This window comes from Onishia taeanensis, from assembly GCF_900100755.1.
Taxonomy (GTDB): Bacteria; Pseudomonadota; Gammaproteobacteria; order Pseudomonadales; family Halomonadaceae; genus Onishia; species Onishia taeanensis.
This window is the reverse complement of the sequence record NZ_FNCI01000006.1, coordinates 101,622-120,548: the sequence shown is the minus strand read 5'-3', so window position 1 is coordinate 120,548 and position 18,927 is coordinate 101,622. Positions and strand designations below refer to the sequence as shown.

Sequence of the window (18,927 nt, the reverse complement as noted above, 5' to 3'; positions counted from 1 at the left end):
CTTCAGACCAACAGGACGGGAGATATCGCGATGGGTAGTGCACAACAAGGCAAGTGTCCGGTCATGCACGGTGGCCAAACCGCCACCGGCCATTCCAACACGGACTGGTGGCCGGAATCGCTCAATCTGGACATCCTTCACCAGCACGACCGCAAGACCGACCCCATGGGCGAGGACTTTGCGTATCGGGAAGAAGTCCGCAAGCTCGACTTCGATGCCCTCAAGCGGGACATGCATGCCCTGATGACCGACAGCCAGAGCTGGTGGCCGGCCGACTGGGGGCACTACGGTGGCCTAATGATCCGTATGGCCTGGCACGCCGCAGGCTCCTACCGGCTCGCCGACGGCCGCGGCGGCGGCGGCACCGGCAATCAGCGCTTCGCGCCGCTGAACTCCTGGCCCGACAACGCCAGCCTCGACAAGGCACGCCGCCTGCTGTGGCCGATCAAGAAGAAGTACGGCAACAAGGTTAGCTGGGCCGACCTGATCATCCTGGCCGGCAATGTCGCCTATGAGTCCATGGGCCTCAAGACCTTCGGCTTCTCCTTCGGCCGCGAGGACATCTGGCATCCCGAGAAAGACGTCTACTGGGGCGCGGAGAAGGAATGGCTGGCGCCCTCCGACGAGCGCTACGGCGACGTCGACAAGCCGGACACCATGGAGAACCCGCTGGCCGCCGTGCAGATGGGCCTGATCTACGTCAACCCGGAAGGCGTGAACGGTCAGCCCGACCCGCTCAAGACCGCCGCTCAGGTGCGCGAGACCTTCGCTCGCATGGCCATGGATGACGAAGAGACCGCCGCCCTGACCGTCGGCGGCCATACCGTCGGCAAGTGTCACGGCAACGGCGATGCCGAAGCGCTGGGCCCGGAGCCGGAAGCCGCTGACGTCGAAGCGCAAGGCATGGGCTGGAACAACCCGAACATGCAGGGCATGGCCTCCAGGGCGGTGACCTCGGGCATCGAAGGGGCTTGGACCAAGTACCCGACCAAGTTCGACATGGGCTACTTCGACATGCTGCTCGACCATGAGTGGGAAAATCGCAAGAGTCCCGCCGGTGCCCACCAGTGGGAGCCGGTCGACATCAAGGAAGAAGACAAACCGGTCGACGCCAGCGACCCCTCGATCCGTCACAACCCGATCATGACCGACGCCGACATGGCGATGAAGATGGATCCCAGCTACCGGAAGATTCTCGACGGCTTCCGTCAGGATCCTGCCCGCTTCCAGGATGCCTTCGCCCGCGCCTGGTTCAAGCTGACCCACCGTGACATGGGGCCCAAGGCGCGCTATATCGGCCCGGAAGTGCCGGCCGAAGACCTGATCTGGCAGGACCCGGTGCCCCAGGGCGAGACCAACTACATCGAAGATGTGGTCAAGGCGAAGATTAACGAGGCAGGCCTGAGCCTCAACGAGCTGGTGTGCACCGCCTGGGACAGCGCCCGCACCTTCCGCGGCTCCGACATGCGTGGCGGTGCCAATGGCGCGCGCATCCGCCTGGCACCTCAGAAGGACTGGGCCGGCAACGAGCCCGAGCGCCTGGCCAGGGTGCTGAAGGCCTACGAGAAGATCTCAGCGGACACCGGCGCCAGCATCGCCGACATCATCGTGCTCGGGGGCAACCTGGGCATCGAACAGGCCGCGAAGGCGGCGGGCCACGAGGTCCACGTGCCGTTCCACAAGGGACGTGGCGATGCCAGCGACGCTGACACCGATGCCGAGTCCTTCGAGCCACTGGAGCCGCTGGCCGATGGCTTCCGCAACTGGCTGAAGAAGGAGTACGTGGTCAAACCGGAGGAAATGCTGCTCGACCGTGCCCAGCTGATGGGGCTTACCGCCCCGGAGATGACCGTGCTGATCGGCGGCATGCGGGTGCTGGGCACCAACCACGGCGGCACCCAGCACGGGGTCTTCACCGACCGCGTGGGCCAGTTGACCAACGACTTCTTCGTCAACCTGACCGACATGGCCAACAGCTGGAAGCCGGCCGGCGAAGGTGTCTATGAGATCCGCGACCGCGCCAGCGATCAGGTGAAATGGACCGCGACCCGCATCGACCTGGTGTTCGGCTCCAACTCCATCCTGCGCGCCTACGCCGAGGTCTATGCCCAAGACGATAACGAAGCGAAGTTCGTCAACGACTTCGTGGCGGCCTGGACCAAGGTGATGAACGCCGACCGCTTCGACCTGGAAAAGCTCAGGGCCTGATCACCGTCGCTAGCTAGCAAGCCGCAATAGAAACGCCCGGGGATGCTCACGCTCCCCGGGCGTTTTCTTGTCCGTTCAACGAGCCGCTTATTCCAGAGCCGCTTAACCCAAAGCGCCGCGCCTCAGGTACCACAGAAGGTGCGCAGCACCCGCTCGCTTGGCTGCGGCGGCTGGGTGTAATCGAGCTCGCCCTCGGGCTCCTCGAAGGGGTGGGTCACGGCGGCCAGCAACGCTTCGAAGGGAGCGAAGTCGTCCTTGTCGTCGGCCGCCTTCAAGGCCTGCTCGACGAAGTGGTTGCGGGGAATCACGGCCGGGTTGGTGGCACGCAGCCGCGCGGCGATGGTCGCAGCGTCGGCGTCTTCTCGGGTCAGGCGCTCGCGCCAGCGCGAAAGCCAGGCGCTGATCGCCTCGGGCGTGTCGAAGAGCGCCACCAGCCGCGACTCGCCGTCATGCTTGTCATCACCCTTACCGTGATTCTCACCTTGATCCTCTAGGGCATCGGCCAGGGTGCGGAAGGTCAGGGTATAGTCGGCATGCCCGGCCTGCATGGCGTCCAGCAGCTCCTGAGCAAGGGCTTCGTCGCCGGCCTCGACACGCTCCAGGCCCAGCTTGGCACGCTTGATCGCGCCGTAGCTCGCTTCGAAGTGCTCGGGAAAGGCCTCGATGGCGTCGGTGGCCAGGGCAATGGCCCGGTCGTGATCATCATCGAGCAGCGACAGCAGCGTCTCGGCGAAGCGCGCCAGGTTCCACTGGGCACTGTGGGGCTGATTGGCAAAGGCATAGCGACCCCGCTCATCGATGGAGCTGAACACCGTGCGCGGATCATAGGCATCCATGAAGGCACAGGGGCCATAGTCCAGAGTCTCGCCGGAGATCGTCGAGTTGTCGGTATTCATCACCCCGTGGATAAAGCCCACGCCCATCCAGCGGGCCACCAGTTCGGCCTGGCGGGCTATCACCGCCTCGAGCAGGGCCAGGTAGCGTGCGCCGCCGCTCAGCGGCTCGAGATGCGGGTAGTGGCGCTCGATGGCCATGTCGGCCAGCAGTTGGATCGCCTCGACATCCTTGCGGACGGCGAAATATTGGAAGGTCCCCACTCGCAGGTGGCTCGACGCCACTCGCGTCAGCACCGCGCCGGGTTCGGCCAGGCGGCGCACGATGCGCTCGCCGGTGGTCACCGCGGCCAGCGCCCGGGTGGTGGGAATCCCCAGCGCATGCATGGCCTCGCTGACCAGGTATTCGCGCAGCACCGGGCCCAATGGCGCGCGGCCATCACCGCCGCGCGAGAAAGGCGTGCGCCCGGCGCCCTTGAGCTGCAGCTCGCGAATCTGGCCGTCGCGATTGATGACCTCACCCAGCAGCAGCGCCCGGCCATCGCCGAGCTTGGGCACGAAGTTGCCGAACTGATGGCCGGCATAGGCCATCGCCAGAGGCTCACTGCCGGCAGGCGGCGCATTGCCGGAGAGCGCCTCGGCGGCCTCGGTCGCATCGAAGGCGGCCGCCTCGAAGCCAAGCTCTTCGGCGAGGGCGTGATTGAACGCCACCAGCCGCGGATTCGCCACCCGGGTCGGGGCGCACTCGGCGCTCATGCGTGACGGCAGGTGCGCGTAGCGCAGGGAAAAACTCGGGAACATGACGCCTCCTCCAAATCGGGCTCACCCACCCTACAGGGACAGGCAAATGCGGCCAACATTCCTGGCGACTTCATCGCACAGGTCGTTCAGCCATGCTTTTATGCTTGAGGTGAAGCGCCTCATGAGGCAGATAGTAGCGGCGATCATCGTCGGCCTGGAAGCTAATCGCTAGGATTGGCACTTACCTCCGAAGGCCGACTCGCCCTTGGCCTTGTCCGAGAGTTTGTCATAGAGCCAGAGCTCAGCAATGAGGAATCAATCATGAATATGAGCTTCCTGCAGGAGCTGTTCAGCAACATCACGCAGCGCGACATGCTGCTGAGACGTCGCGATGACGACCGGGTCGTGGCCGATCATGAAGGGCTGGTGAAGGCGTGCGAGGATCTACTAGAAAGTGATGGCGAGGCCTCGAGCATCGCCCTGGCGAGCCGCGCTTTGGCGATCTATGCCCGCCTCGACGACGCTCAGAAGCAACAGTTCTTCGTGCGGCTGGCCGACGACTTCGCCGCGGATGCGGCACAAATCGATGCCGCTTACGAGGCCTATCGCGAGGCCCGCGACAACCGCACCCAGCAACGCCTGTTCGATGTCTGCGAGCCTAGGCGCCAGGAATTGCTGCGCCGCCTCAACCTGCCGAGCGGCGGCACCCATGAGCTGGTGCACATGCGCGAGGACCTGCTCGGCATGCTGTCCAAGCATCCTGATCTGCGCGCCATCGATGCCGACTTCGCCCACCTCTTCGCCTCCTGGTTCAATCGCGGCTTCCTGGTGCTCAAGCGCATCGACTGGAACACGCCGGCGTCGATCCTCGAGAAGATCATCCGCTACGAGGCGGTACATGAGATTCACGACTGGAACGACCTGCGCCGGCGCCTGGATGCCCGCGACCGGCGTTGCTTCGCCTTCTTCCACCCGGCGATCGGCGACGAACCGCTGATCTTCGTCGAGGTAGCCCTGCACAAGGGGCTGCCCGATCAGATCCAGGCGATCCTCGACCCCAACACCTACGACATCGACGATCCCGACGCCGCCGATACCGCCGCCTTCTTCGGCATCAGCAACTGCCAGACCGGGCTGCGCGGCATCTCCTTCGGCAACTTCCTGATCAAGCAGGTCGTCCAGGAGCTCAAGCAAGAGCTGCCTCACCTCAAGCACTTCGTCACCCTGTCGCCGGTGCCGGGCTTTCGCCAGTGGCTTAACACCGCCCTGCAAGAGACAGGCGATAGCCTCGACGCCGATGCAAAGGCGGCGCTTGAACACCTCGATACGCCCGACTGGCCCAGCGACCCCGAACAGGCGCAGCAGCTCAAGGACGTCATCAAACCGCTGGCGGCGCATTACCTGCTCAAGGAAAAGAACGCCAAGGGATTGCCACTCAACCCCGTGGCCCGTTTCCACCTCGGCAACGGCGCCCAGCTACACCGCATCAACTGGCTGGGCGACACCTCGGGCAAGGGCCTTCACCAGGCCGCGGGTCTGATGGTCAATTACCTCTATGTGCTTGAAGACATAGAGCGCAACCACGAGAAATACACCACCCAAGGCACGATCGCCTGCTCGTCGGGCGTGCGCGACCTCGACCGGCGTGCCCGCAAACTGCTCAAGGGAGACACCGTAAAATGAGCCACAACCTGTTCGACATCTTCGCTCAACGCATGCGGGCGCGCGGCGACGCCGATTTCATCACCACCCGCGACGGCCGCGGCTACAGCTATGCACAGGCCCTCGAGGTCAGCGCTCGACTGGCGGGCGCGCTGGTCGCACTCGGCGTGAGTCCGGGAGACCGGGTCGCCGTGCAGGTCGACAAAAGTCCCGAAACCATTCTGTTGTACCTGGCCACCCTGCGTGTCGGCGGCGTCTACCTGCCGCTCAATACCGGCTATACCGGCGAGGAAATCCGCTACTTCCTCGGCGATGCACAGCCGGCGCTATTCGTCTGTCGCCCGGCGGTCGAAGGCGAAGCACGACGCATCGCCGGCGAGACCGGCTGCCCGCAGGTGGCCACCCTGGGCATTGAAGCCGACGGCAGCCTGATGACGGCCGCCGCCGCGGCAACCCCATACGAGGATATTCAGGCCCGGGAAGGCGAAGATCTGGCCGCCATTCTCTATACCTCCGGCACCACCGGGCGCTCCAAGGGCGCGATGCTTACCCACGACAACCTGGGCTCAAACGCCAAGGCGCTGGTCGACGCCTGGCAGTTCTCTGAGGCCGACCGGCTGATTCATGCCCTGCCGATCTTCCACACCCACGGGCTCTTCGTGGCCTGCAACGTGGTGCTGATGTCCGGCGCCAGCATGTGCTTCCTGCCACGCTTCGACGTCGAGGCGATCATCGACGAGCTGCCAGCCGGCACCACCATGATGGGCGTCCCGACCTTCTATACCCGTCTGCTTCAGGACCCGCGCCTGACTCCTGAACTGACCGCCAAGATGCGACTATTCACCTCGGGTTCGGCACCGCTGACCGCCGACACCCACCAGGCCTTCGAAGCCCGCACCGGCCATGCGATTCTCGAGCGCTACGGCATGACCGAAACCAACATGAACACCTCCAACCCCTACGAGGGCGACCGGATCGCCGGCACCGTCGGCATGCCGCTGCCTGGGGTGGAGATTCGCATCACCGACCGCGAGAGCCACACCGCCCTGCCTCAGGGCGAGATCGGCATGCTCGAGGTCCGCGGCCCCAACGTCTTCGTCGGCTACTGGCGCATGCCGGAAAAGACCAAGGAAGAACTGCTCGAAGATGGCTTCTTCGTCACCGGCGACCTGGCGATGATCGACGAGCGCGGCTATGTGCATATCGTCGGGCGGGACAAGGACCTGGTGATCTCGGGAGGCTATAACGTCTATCCGAAAGAGGTCGAGCAGGTCATCGACGAGCTGGATGGCGTGGTCGAATCGGCCGTGATCGGCGTGCCGCATCCTGACTTCGGCGAAGGCGTCACGGCGGTGGTGGTAAAAGAACCCGGCGCCACGGTCGATGAGGCCGCGGTACTCGGTTCGCTGAGCGGGCATCTCGCCAAGTACAAACAGCCCAAGCGGGTACTGTTCGCCGACGCCCTGCCCCGCAACACCATGGGCAAGGTGCAGAAGAAGCAGCTGCGCGACGACTACCGCGACCTGTACAACAACGCCTGATCGGCTCCGCCCCGAATCGGGATATAAAAACTCACCGAGGCCGCCCCATGAGGCGGCCTCGTTGGTTGTCGAGAGGAAAGACGCGAGCCAACCACCAGCAGCCAAGGCCAGTTTCCGCTATGGTCTCGGTAGCGCTTACCCAAGATCCTTCTCAAGAACGATCCTCTCAGGAGCCACTGTCATGTCCTCTGCCCCCACTGCCTCCCGCTCGCTCTTTGATCAACCGGATGCCCGTCTGGACGAGCATCCGGAAAAGCCCAGTGATGAGCGTGACGATGATCGTTCCAAGGGCCAGGGCATAGACGCCCGCAGTGACCTCTTTGCAGGTCAGGCCCTCGACTACTATCGACCGCCGGAGAGCGAAGCCCTGGGGCTGGTCCGGCTGCGCGCCAGCGACACCGGCCTCACCGAGATCGTCTTCGTGACCGAGGCAGATGCAAGCGAGACGCCCCGCCCCAATGCCCTCACCGATCGCGCCCGTGCCCAGCTCGAGGAATACTTCGACGGCCTGCGCCAGACCTTCGACCTGCCCTTGGCACCCAAGGGCACCGACTTCCAGCAGCGAGTCTGGCAGGCGCTTGCCACCATTCCCTTCGGCGAGACCCGCTGCTATGCCGAGATCGCCGAGCAACTGCGCTGCAAGGGCGGCCAGCGTGCGGTGGGCCGCGCCAACGGCCAGAACCCGCTGGCAATCGTAGTGCCCTGCCATCGGGTAATCGGCAGCGACGGCCGCATGACCGGCTACGCCGGCGGCATCGGCCGCAAGCAGTGGCTACTGGCGCACGAGGCCGGCGAAATTCCCTTCGACTTGGGGTGAGGGTCTGCCGCCCCAATAGGCACCTGTCGGCGAGAAGGCGAGGCATCGCCACGGGAGGTGACGGCTACAGCGGCAGATGCAGAATGGCGCCGCGCAGGGCCGAAGCATCGGCCCACAGCTTGCCAAGCGTCAGCGGCAGCGAGAAGCGGCGCCGGCCGGCGCCGCCAGGATTGAACAGCAGCCGGCCGTCGCGCCACTCGTTGCGCGCCTTGTGGGAATGGCCGTGGAGTACGGCATCGCATGGCGTATCGGCATCGAAATCGGCGATGTCGTGCACCAGATGCAAGCGCCAGCCGTTAACCGTGAGATCGCGGTACCAGGGAATCCCCTCGGCCCAGTCCGCCGTGTCGACGTTGCCGCGCACGGCGAACACCGGCGCCAGTTCCTCCAGCCGCGAGAGGATCGCCGCATCACGGTCGCGACTCCCCACGTCGCCGAGATGCAGGATCAGTCCACAGCCCTCGAGCATCGAGAGCGCCTCATCGCGCAGCGTGCCATGGGTGTCAGCGATCACACCGATAGGGACGTCGGTAGAAGTATCTAGCTCAACGTGATCGTTATCCATGCATCCGCGTCCCGTCAGACAATTCAAGTGCGCTCCAGCGCCACATACCAATCAGCATAGGGCGTGTTCTCCACCTTGCACTGGGTATAGTCCGGGGCTCCATCCTGCCACCACACCGGCCCGCGCTCGCCCAGTGCTCGCTTGGCCTCATCGACCTGATCGCGAGCCTTGCGTTCGAGCTCAGCGTCCCGCTCACGCTTCGCCTGTGCCACGCTGCGTCGTGCCCCCATCAGGCGCTGTACCCAGTGCTGACGTTCCACCTCGGGAAGATCGGGATTCGTGCACCGCCACAGCCGGCCTCGAACCACGATGTAGCGGCCATCCGGCGTAGTCAGTGGCTTCGATGGGCTCATGAGGGGACTCCCGGTCAGTTTGAGAAAAAAGCAGGTGAAAAACGTCGCTCACGCGCTAGGCTCGCCAGGCAATGCAGGCATGCCTTCTCGACGCCTAGCCAGCGTTGATGTTCATCCGAAACTCGCCCCGCTTCATACCCCCGGCGATTTACGGCACCATTGACCTCCGTCTCACCGCCGCGAAGGAATCGCCATGCCCCTTAGTCTCTCTCAGGGAACCGAGCTCAGCCCCGGCTTCATGGTGATCCACGGCAACCGCCTGGAAACGCTGCGCGACCTGGCGGTGGAATGGCTGCGGACCCATCCGCTGGGGCCGCTGGAAGACGAAGTGATTCTGGTGCAGAGCAATGGCATCAGCCAGTGGCTGAAGCTGGCGCTGGCAGCCGACCCGCCCGCCGGGGCCGGCATCGCCGCGGCGATGGACGTCACCCTGCCGGCCCGCTACTTGTGGCAGGCCTATCGTGCAGTGCTGGGGGCCGAGGCCGTGCCACCGGCCTCGCCCCTGGACAAGCCGCGCCTGATCTGGCGGCTGATGCGCCTGCTGCCAGAACTTACCGATGACGCCACCTTCGCGCCTCTGGCGCGCTTCCTGGCCGACGACGATGACCTGCGCAAGCGCCACCAGCTCGCCGAGCGTCTGGCCGACCTGTTCGACCAGTACCAGGTCTACCGCGCCGACTGGCTCGCCGCCTGGGCCGAGGGCCGCGACGAGCTGATCGACGCCCGCGGCCAGGCGCGGCCGCTCGCCGAGGACCAGCGCTGGCAGCCGGCACTGTGGCGGCGGCTGCGCGATGACATTTCTCAAGGACTGGGCGAAAACGGCCTCGCCACCAGCCGTGCCTGGGTGCATACCCGCTTCCTCGAAGCCTGCCGCGAACTGACGCCCGACGCGCTGAACAAAGAGACGCGCCCCGCCGGGCTGCCGCGCCGGGTAGTGGTATTCGGCATTTCCTCGCTGCCGCGCCAGACACTTGAGGCCCTGGCCGCGGTGTCGAGGGTCACCCAGGTGCTGCTCTGCGTGCACAACCCCTGCCGCCACTACTGGGCGGACATCATCGAGCACAAGGACCTGTTGCGGGCTGCCCGCCGGCGCCAGCGCCATCGCCCCGGCATGCCGCTCGAACTCGACGACACCCAGCTGCACCTGCACGCCCAGCCGCTGCTGGCCGCCTGGGGCAAGCAGGGCCGCGACTATCTGCGCCTGCTCGACGAATTCGACGACCAGGACGCCTACCGGGCGCTGTTCGACGCCGAGGCGCTGCGTATCGATCTGTTCGACTCCCCCGCCGAAGATGAGACCCCAGGGCTGCTGCAGCAACTGCAGGATGACATCCTCGAACTGCGGCCGCCTCAGGAGACCCGCGACACCTGGCCGGCGGTAGACCCGGCCCAGGATCACAGCCTGCGCTTCCATGTCGCTCACAGCGCCCTGCGCGAGGTCGAGATCCTTCACGATCAGCTACTGGCCGCCTTCGACGCCGACCCCACGCTGCGCCCGCGAGACGTACTGGTGATGGTGCCGGACATCGACACCTACGCCGCCGCCGTGCAGGCGGTATTCGGCCGCCTGCCTCAGGACGACCCGCGCCACATTCCCTTCACGCTCTCCGACCAGACCAGCCGCCACCGTCAGCCGCTGCTGGTGGCACTGGAAGCGCTGCTGCATCTGCCGGAATCGCGGCTCACGGTCAGTGACCTGCTCGACCTGCTGGAAGTCCCCGCCCTGCGCGGGCGCTTCGGCCTGGCCGCCGACGACCTATCGGTGCTGCGCCGCTGGATCGAAGGCGCCGGCATCCGCTGGGGGCTCAATGCCGAGCAGCGCGCCCGGCTCGACCTGCCCGGCGGGCTCACCGCCAACACTTGGGCCTTTGGCCTGCGCCGGGTGCTATTGGGTTATGCCGTCGGCGATACGTCAGACGGTCCCTGGCACAACATCGAGCCGTTTGGTGACATCGGCGGCCTGGAGGCGGCGCTGGCCGGCCCGCTGATGGACCTGCTTGACGCGCTAGAGGCCCAGTGGCGCGCGCTCTCCGAGCCCGCCGACGTGGCCACCTGGTGCCGCCGCCTGCGCGACCTGCTGAGCGAGTGCTTCGCCGCCGAGGACGAGGCCGATCTCGCCACCCTCAACCGCCTGGGCGAGCTGCTGGAAGACTGGCAGGAGACCACCGAGGATGCCGGCCTTCATGAGGCGCTGCCGCTCTCGGTGGTGCGCGAGCACTGGCTCGGCCAGCTCGACGAGGCCAACCTCTCCCAGCGCTTCCTGGCCGGCGCAGTGAACGTCGCCACCCTGATGCCGATGCGCGCCATCCCCTTCCGCCACGTCTGCCTGCTGGGCATGAACGACGGCGAATACCCACGCGTGCAGCGCCCGCTGGACATCGACCTGATGGGCCGCGACTACCGCCCCGGCGACCGCTCGCGCCGCGAGGACGACCGCTACCTGTTCCTCGAGGCACTGCTCTCGGCCCGCGACAGCCTGATGATCAGTTGGGTCGGCCGCAGCATTCACGACAACGAGCCGCGCCCGCCCTCGGTGCTGCTCGGCCAGCTGCGCGATCACCTCGCCGCCGGCTGGGAACTGGCAGGCGTGGACGAGTACGCCGGCCAGGCCCTGGTCGACGCCCTGACCACCGAGCATCCCCTACAGCCGTTCAGCAGGCACTACTTTACGGGGGAGCGAGGCCTGTACACCTACGCCCATGAATGGAGAGCGATCCACGCCGGCCGGCCATCTGCCGAAGCCGCCGTCGACGGCGAGCTACCACCGATAGAGATCGATACGGCACTGCCCCTGGCGCGCCTTTCCGGCTTTCTCAAGGACCCGGTCAAAGCCTTCTTCACCACCCGGCTCGGCGTCTACCTGGAGCGCGAAGCGCTGGAAAGCCCCGACCACGAACCCTTCGCCCTGGACGGCCTGGACCACTGGCAGCTTCAGCAGGCGCTGATCGAGTCCGGGCGCCGTGCCGTGGACGCAGCCGAACCACCGACTCCGGCCATCCACGACACCCTGGAGCGCCTCACGCGCGAGGGTCGCCTGGCCATGGGCGGCTTCGCCGAGCTGATGCGCGAGCAACTGGTCGAGCCGCTGGACAAGGTGCTTGGCGACTACGCCGACCAGCTCGAAGCCTGGCCCCACGCCTGGGAGACGCCGGCCGCCGTATCGCTGGAGCTGGCCACCAACGAAGGCACGCTGGCCGTGGAGGACTGGCTGGACGGCCTGCGCGAGAACGAAGAAGGCGAGCGCTGCCGGCTGGTGCTGATGACCAGCAGCCTGGTCAACAAGGGCAAATACAACTGGAAGCACTGGCTGGCCCCCTGGGTCGCGCATCTGGCCGGCCAGATCGCTCTTGGCCCCATGACCACGGTGCTCATCTCCCGCGCCGGCGGCGGCACCCTGGCACCGCTGGACGCCGACACCGCCCGCAAGCATCTGGAGGCCATCGCCCGCGCCTGGCGCGCCGGCATGACCGCCCCGCTGCCGCTGGCCCGGGATACCGCCTTCGCCTGGCACGAGAAGGGCGGCGACGAGAGCGCTATGGCCCGGGTTTTCGGTGATGAAGGCTCTTCACAGACAGACAAGGCAGAAGAAGCCGACCTCAAAGCCTGGAAGGCCGCCATTCAGGTGTTCGAGGGCAACGACTACACGCCCGGTGAGCGCGACCGCGACCCGTATCTAGCCCGCCAGTGGCGCGACCTCGAATGCCTGGTGCGCCACCGGGCCGCCGGGCGGCACTTTACCGAGCTGACGAATGCGCTCTACGCCCCGCTACACGATGCCGTAAAGGCCAAGGGTGGCGGCGATAAAAAGAACGAAAAGAACGGTGGCAAGGGCCAGGGAGGCACAAAATGAGCCATATCGTCACCCAGGCCGCCGAGACCCCACGCCTCGACCCGGTCGCTCTGCCGCTGACCGGCAGCCGACTGATCGAAGCCAGCGCCGGTACCGGCAAGACCTTCACCATCGCCCTGCTCTACCTGCGCCTGGTGCTTGGTCCCAGACTCTCAAACAAAGAGCACGAAGCCGACGCGGCCAGCTTTCCCCGGCCGCTGACGCCGCCGGAGATTCTGGTGGTCACCTTCACCAACGCCGCCACCCAGGAGCTGCGCGACCGCATCCGCGCGCGGCTGGTCGAGGCAGCAGACGCCTTCCAGCCAATCGACGAAGACGGGGCGCCGGGGGCAGGTCAAAGCGGAGGTCATTCGACAGGGATGTCGAATGTAGCGTCCAGGGAAGGATTCACAGCGCCTCCGCGAGGACCTGCCACCGACATAGCGCCGCAAGAGACAGGCGACCTCTTCGCCGAACCGGCGGTGGATAACTCGCAACCTGAAGAAGATGCGCCTCCCAGCAGCGATCCGCCGGGCGGCGACCCGCCGGGCGGCGATCCGCTGATCGCCCTGCGCGACAGCTACCCCCGCGAGAGCTGGCCAACCTGCGCCCGCCGCCTGCGGCTGGCCGCCGAATGGATGGACGAGGCCGCCGTCTCCACTATCCACGCCTGGTGCCACCGCATGCTGCGCGAGCACGCCTTCGATAGCGGCAGCCTGTTCGCCCTGGAAATGTCGCTGGACCAGTCGGAGATGGACCTGGAGATCGCCCGGGACTACTGGCGCAGCTTCTACTACGACCTCGACCCCGAGGCGCTGCAGATCATCGCCCGCTACTGGACCACCCCGGACACCCTCAACGACACCGCCGGCCGGCTGCGCACTCACGCGAGCGCCCTGCCCGCCGCACCGCCGCCCTTCGAGGCACTGGCCAACTACCGCGAGCAGCGCGCCGCGGCACTGGCCGAGCTCAAGGCGCCTTGGCCGGCCTGGCTCGACGAGCTGGAAGAACTGCTCGAGGGTGCCGCCAAACGCAAGGCGTTCAACGGCCAGAAGCTCAACGCCCGAAGCCGCGCCAACTGGCTCGCCGCCCTACGCGACTGGGCGAATGACCCGGAACTGGCCAAGCCGGCGCTGACCGATGCCGCCTGGAAGCGGCTGACGCCCGAGGGCATCGCCGAGATATGGAAGGCTGACTCTTGGGAAAAAGACAGGGCACCGATCCTGCCGGCGTTGGAGGCCCTGGAAGCGCTGCCGGACAAGCTCGCCGAGCTACCCGACCCCTTCGCCGACCTGCTCGCCCACGCCGTGCACTGGATGGCCGCGCGACGCGAGACCGTGCAGCGCCGCCGCGCCGAGCTCGGCCCCGACGACCTGCTGCATCGGCTGGATGCCGCCTTCGCGGGTGAGGCCGGCGAGACCCTGGCCAAGCGCATCCGCGAGCAGTTCCCGGTCGCGCTGGTCGACGAATTCCAGGACACCGACCCGGTGCAATACCGGCTGTTCGCCCGCGTCTATGAGCTGGCCCAGAATCGTGGCGCCGCTGATGACGGTGAAACGAGCGCGGCTTCGGGCGCTGACAAAAGCGCGGCTTCGGGCGCTGACGAAAGCGCATTGCTGTTGATCGGCGACCCCAAGCAGGCCATCTATGCCTTCCGCGGCGCCGATATTCACACCTACCTTCAGGCCCGGCGCGACACCGCCGGCCGCCACGTCACCCTGGGCACCAACTTCCGCTCCGCCACGCCAATGGTCGAGGCAGTCAACCGAGTGTTCGAACATGGTGAGCAGAGCGACGCCGGCGCCTTCCTGTTCAGGCGCGGCGACGACAACCCGGTGCCGTTTGCCCCAGTGGACGCCAACGGCAGGAAGGATGCCCTCACCCGACACGGCGCGCCCCAGCCGGCGCTGACGCTCTGGCATCTGAACACGGAAGACGCCCTGTCGAAGTCGGCCTACCTCCACGAGCTGGCCGGGCGCTGCGCTACCGAGATGGCCAGCCTTCTGCGCGAGGGCCAGGCCGGTCAAACGGGCTTTATCCAGACGAACACCAAGCAAGACGGAGCGCTTAAGCCGCTGGCGCCGTCGGATCTGGCCGTGCTGGTCAACAACGCCGGCGAGGCTCGCGCCATCCGGGCCGCCCTGCTGGCCCGCGGCATCCGCAGCGTTTACCTCTCCGATAAGGAAGGCGTGTTCGAGACCGAGGCCGCCGCCGAGCTGGAGGTGTGGCTGGCCGCCTGCGCCGCGCCGGACGACGAGCGCTGCCTGCGCGCCGCCCTGGCCACACCCAGCCTCGGGCTGTCGCTTGCCGAGCTCGACGCCCTGAATGGCGGCCCCCAGCAGGACGAGCTGGCCTGGGAGGCGCGGGTGATGCAGTTCCGCGACTACCACCGCCAGTGGCAGCGCCGTGGCGTGCTGCCCATGCTGCATCGGCTGCTGGCCGACTTCGCGGTACCCGGCCGTCTGCTGGCGGTGCCCGAGGGCGAGCGACGGCTCACTGACCTTCTCCATTTGGGCGAATTGCTGCAGGAGGCCAGCACCGAGATCGACGGCGAGCATGCCCTGCTGCGCTTTTTGGCCGAGTCCCGCGCGCACCCGCAGGCGCAGTCCGACACCCACCGCCTGCGCCTGGAGAGCGACGCCGACCTGGTGCAGGTCGTGACCATCCACAAGTCCAAGGGGCTGGAGTACCCGCTGGTGTTCCTGCCCTTCATCGCCGCCTTCCGCCCGGTAAAGGCCGGCGACCTGCCGCTACGCTGGCACGACGATGATGGCCACCTGCGCCTGACGCTGTCCGCCGACGAGGCGACCCTCGCCCGCGCCGACCACGAGCGCCTGGGCGAGGATCTGCGCAAGCTCTACGTCGCCCTGACCCGCGCCCGCCACGCCACCTGGCTCGGCCTGGCGCCGTTGGAGGCCATTGAGCGCAGCGCCGTTGGTCATCTGATCGCCGGGGGCGAGACGCTGACGCCGGATAACCTACGAGCGGCCCTCGAAGCGCTGGCCGACCAGACCCCTGGCGATGGCGCCCAGAGAGTCACGGTGCAGGACGCTCCCGAGGCCGATGCCACGCCGGTGGAGCTCGCCAGCGATGAAACGCCGCTGGGTGAGGCCCGCGCGCCCACCCGAAAGATCCGCGAGCACTGGTGGATCGCCAGCTACTCGGCGCTGCGTACCGGCGCCACCCCGGATGATGGCAACGCAGAAGCCACCGACGAGGCCGAGCCCTCGCCCGAGCCCACCACCGCCGATGAGGCGACGGCCATGGAGGTGATCCACGAGCCCTTCGATGCCAACGCCGCCACGGTGAGCGAAGGCTCGCTTCACCGCTTCCCCCGCGGGCCCTCGGCGGGCACCTTCCTGCATGGCCTGCTGGAATGGGCCGGCGAAGAAGGCTTCGCCAAGGTGGCCGAGGACGAGGCGCTGCGCGCCGATACCCTGGCCCGGCGCGCCAACCGTCGCGGCTGGGAAGGCCAGATCGAGGCGCTTTCGCAGTGGTTGCCGGAGCTTTTGACCACACCGCTGCCAGTGCCGGCCCCGGGCGATGGCGAGGCCGCACCGCTGCGCCTCGCCGCCCTGAACGGCGCCACCGACTACCGCGTCGAGCTGGAATTCTGGTTCGCCGCCCATAAGGTCGACACCCGCAATCTGGACGCCCTCGTAAGCGCTCACACACTCGGTGGGCGCCCAAGGCCCGCGCTGGAGCCCGATACGCTGAACGGTATGCTCAAGGGCTTTATCGACCTGGTGGTGGAACACCAGGGGCGCTTCTATGTGCTCGACTGGAAGTCCAACCACCTGGGCGCGGACGATGCCGCCTACACCGAGGCGGCGATGGCCGATGCCGTGCTTGAGAAGCGCTACGACGTGCAGTACTGCCTCTACCTGCTGGCCCTGCACCGGCTGCTGAAAGCCCGGCTGCCGGACTACGATATCGAACGCCATCTGGGCGGAGCGCTTTACGTCTTCCTGCGCGGCACCCGCGCGCCCTCTCGCGGCGTGCACGCCGAATGCCCGCCAAGCGAGCTGATCCTCGAGCTCGATGCCCTGTTCAGTGCCGAGGAGGCCGCCGCATGATGCCGACATCTTCCAACACCTCCCCGATCACTACCGACGCCCCGGAGACCGCGCTTATTCAAGCGCCCGAAAACGCGCTTATTAGAGCGCCCGAAAATGCGCTAGCCGATCACGCGGTGCTGTTCGCCCTGCTCGACCGCTGGGTGGAGCGCGGCTGGCTGCGCTCACTGGACCGCGCCTTCGCCGCCTTTCTGCATCGTGAGGCGAACCGCGAAAGCGGGAATGATAAGGAAAGCGGAGTGAGTGAGGCCTCACCTCTGCTATTGCTCGCAGCGGCACTGGCCAGCCATCAGCTCGGCCGTGGCCATGTCTGCCTGGACCTGGCCCAGACGCTGGCAACGCCGGACCTGGCGCTCTCGCTGCCGCCGGAGGGCGACAGCCTGGAAGACCCGCCGCCGCTGCCCAGCCGGGTGATGGCCGCGCTCGACCTCGCCGCCTGGCGCGCGGCGCTGGCACAGCCCGAGCTGGTGGCCGAAGGCCCCGGCAGCACGCCGCTGGTGCTCGCGGGCAGCCGAGAGCGCCCACGCCTCTACCTGCGCCGCTACTGGCAGCACGAGCAGGATATTCACAGCCGGATTGTCGCAAGGCTCGGGGGAACGGACAACGACGACGCCCCGGACGCGGCCCGCCTTCGCCCGATTCTCGATGCACTGTTTCCCGAGCCGACACAGCCCGCACCCATCGATTGGCAGAAGGCCGCCTGCGCCCTGGCCGGCCGCTCGCGCTTCGCGGTAATCACCGGCGGCCCCGGCACCGGCAAGACCACCACCGTGGTACGCCTGCTCGCCCTGCTTCAGGCTCAAGCCTTCGGAGAAGGTGAGGGTACAAGAGAGCAGGCCCTGCGCATCCGCCTGGCCGCGCCCACCGGCAAGGCCGCCGCGCGGCTTAACGAGTCCATCGCCGGCCAGGTAGCCAGGTTCAACCTCAACGGCCTGGCCGATGACCCCGAGCGGCTGCGCGAGGTGATTCCCAAGGAGGTTTCCACCCTGCACCGGCTGCTCGGCTCGCGCCCTGACACCCGCCGCTTCCGCCACGACCGCCACAACCCGCTGCCGCTGGACGTGCTGGTGGTAGACGAGGCCTCGATGGTGGACGTGGGCATGATGGCCGCGATGCTCGAAGCGCTGCCGCCCTGGGCGCGGCTGGTGCTGCTCGGCGACAAGGACCAGCTCGCCTCGGTGGAGGCCGGTTCCGTGCTCGGCGACCTGTGCGCCCGGGCCGAAGGCGGCCACTACACCCCGGCCACCGCCGAGTGGCTGGCCCAGGCCACCGGCCAGCCGCTGCCCGAGAACACCCTGGACGCCGACGGCCAGCCGCTGGATCAGGCCATCGCCATGCTGCGCGTCAGCCACCGCTTCACGGCAGATAGCGGCATCGGCCAGCTGGCCGCCGCCATCAATCTGGAAGCCGAGCCCGCCGACAAGCGCAAAGCCATCGGTGACGCCCTCAACCACGGCTTCGCCGACCTTTCGCACCTGAAGCTTTCCGCCGACGACGAGCGCGGCCTGGCACGCCTAGCAGTGACCGGCTGCCCCGAGCGTTTTCCCCATGCCGGCCAGGGGCGACTAAGTCGCGACGGAACGCTGCCGCCACCGGTGGGCTATCGCCACTTCCTTAGCGTGATGGCCGAGCGGCGCCCGACCGACGACGCCACTCAGGAAGCATTCGATGACTGGGCCCGCGCCGTGCTGGCAGCCCACGGCGACTTCCAACTGCTGTGCGCATTGCGCCGCGGCCCCTGGGGCGTGGAAGGCCTGAACGAACGGGTGCGCCAGGCGCTGGAGCGGGAGAAGCTGATCGACAGCCAGGACGGCCGCCAGCGCTGGTACCCCGGCCGCCCGGTGCTCGTCACCAAGAACGACTACGGCCTGGGGCTGATGAACGGCGATATCGGCATCACCCTGGATATGCCGCGTCCAAGCGCCGCGAATGGCGAAACCAACCGCCGCCTGCTGCGGGTGGCCTTCCCCGCCGGTGATGGCACCGACCGCATCAAGTGGGTGCTGCCCTCGCGCCTGCAATCGGTGGAGACGGTGTTCGCGATGACGGTGCACAAGTCCCAGGGTTCGGAGTTCACCCACGCCGCCCTGGTACTGCCCGACGCCCCGAACCCCATCCTCACCCGGGAGCTGGTCTACACCGGCATCACCCGCGCCCGCCACTGGCTGACGCTGGCAGAAACCGGCCGCGGCCAGCTGATGGACGCGGCGCAGCGAAGAGTGATGCGGGTGAGTGGGCTGGGGGGCTGATAGCAAGGGTTCCTTGCCCAGGCCAATGTTTAGGTCAGTTTTCGGCCAATAGC

The 18,927-nt window shown here is 67.1% G+C and carries 10 protein-coding genes; 7 read left to right on the top strand and 3 right to left on the bottom strand.

The annotated features are described in order from the left end of the window. Positions 1 to 30 precede the first annotated feature (30 nt). A complete protein-coding gene (gene katG, locus BLR71_RS09960) occupies positions 31 to 2,208 on the top strand; it encodes a catalase/peroxidase HPI (protein ID WP_092525623.1) in 2,178 nt (725 codons plus the stop codon). A gap of 122 nt (positions 2,209 to 2,330) precedes the next feature. Here katG and BLR71_RS09955 read toward each other — a convergent pair whose 3' ends face one another. Next, a complete protein-coding gene (locus BLR71_RS09955; RefSeq protein ID WP_092525621.1) occupies positions 2,331 to 3,842 on the bottom strand; it encodes a protein adenylyltransferase SelO in 1,512 nt (503 codons plus the stop codon). A 261-nt stretch (positions 3,843 to 4,103) separates the two neighbouring features. On the opposite strand from BLR71_RS09955, the gene BLR71_RS09950 reads away from it, so the two are divergent. From BLR71_RS09950 to BLR71_RS09940, 3 genes are all read left to right on the top strand, one after another. After that, positions 4,104 to 5,465, top strand: a complete 1,362-nt coding sequence (locus BLR71_RS09950) for a malonyl-CoA decarboxylase (RefSeq protein WP_092525619.1) — start codon at positions 4,104 to 4,106, stop codon at positions 5,463 to 5,465. Continuing rightward, entirely contained in the window at positions 5,462 to 6,985 is a 1,524-nt protein-coding gene (locus tag BLR71_RS09945; RefSeq protein ID WP_092525617.1) for a malonate--CoA ligase, read from the top strand. The genes BLR71_RS09950 and BLR71_RS09945 overlap by 4 nt, the downstream gene beginning before the upstream one ends. 181 nt (positions 6,986 to 7,166) lie before the next feature. After that, on the top strand, positions 7,167 to 7,802 hold the full coding sequence (locus BLR71_RS09940) for a methylated-DNA--[protein]-cysteine S-methyltransferase (RefSeq protein ID WP_092525615.1): 636 nt from the start codon (positions 7,167 to 7,169) through the stop codon (positions 7,800 to 7,802). Positions 7,803 to 7,866: 64 nt separating this feature from the next. On the opposite strand, the gene BLR71_RS09935 is transcribed toward BLR71_RS09940, so the two are convergent. Together BLR71_RS09935 and BLR71_RS09930 are read right to left on the bottom strand one after the other, a co-directional pair. After that, complete coding sequence (locus tag BLR71_RS09935) at positions 7,867 to 8,367, bottom strand: metallophosphoesterase family protein (RefSeq protein WP_092525613.1); 501 nt, start codon at positions 8,365 to 8,367, stop codon at positions 7,867 to 7,869. A gap of 23 nt (positions 8,368 to 8,390) precedes the next feature. Continuing rightward, the gene (locus BLR71_RS09930; RefSeq protein WP_092525611.1) at positions 8,391 to 8,720 is read right to left on the bottom strand and encodes a hypothetical protein; all 330 of its coding nucleotides are present in this window, start codon (positions 8,718 to 8,720) and stop codon (positions 8,391 to 8,393) included. Between the two features lie 193 nt (positions 8,721 to 8,913). On the opposite strand from BLR71_RS09930, the gene recC reads away from it, so the two are divergent. Genes recC through recD form a run of 3 tightly spaced genes read left to right on the top strand, consistent with a single transcriptional unit; the run spans position 8,914 to position 18,874 of the window. Continuing rightward, the gene (gene recC, locus BLR71_RS09925) at positions 8,914 to 12,570 is read left to right on the top strand and encodes an exodeoxyribonuclease V subunit gamma (protein ID WP_092525609.1); all 3,657 of its coding nucleotides are present in this window, start codon (positions 8,914 to 8,916) and stop codon (positions 12,568 to 12,570) included. Then, positions 12,567 to 16,625, top strand: a complete 4,059-nt coding sequence (gene recB, locus BLR71_RS09920; protein ID WP_092525607.1) for an exodeoxyribonuclease V subunit beta — start codon at positions 12,567 to 12,569, stop codon at positions 16,623 to 16,625. The genes recC and recB overlap by 4 nt, the downstream gene beginning before the upstream one ends. Continuing rightward, a complete protein-coding gene (gene recD / locus BLR71_RS09915) occupies positions 16,622 to 18,874 on the top strand; it encodes an exodeoxyribonuclease V subunit alpha (RefSeq protein ID WP_245696408.1) in 2,253 nt (750 codons plus the stop codon). Before recB ends, recD begins: the two co-directional genes overlap by 4 nt. Positions 18,875 to 18,927 lie beyond the last annotated feature (53 nt).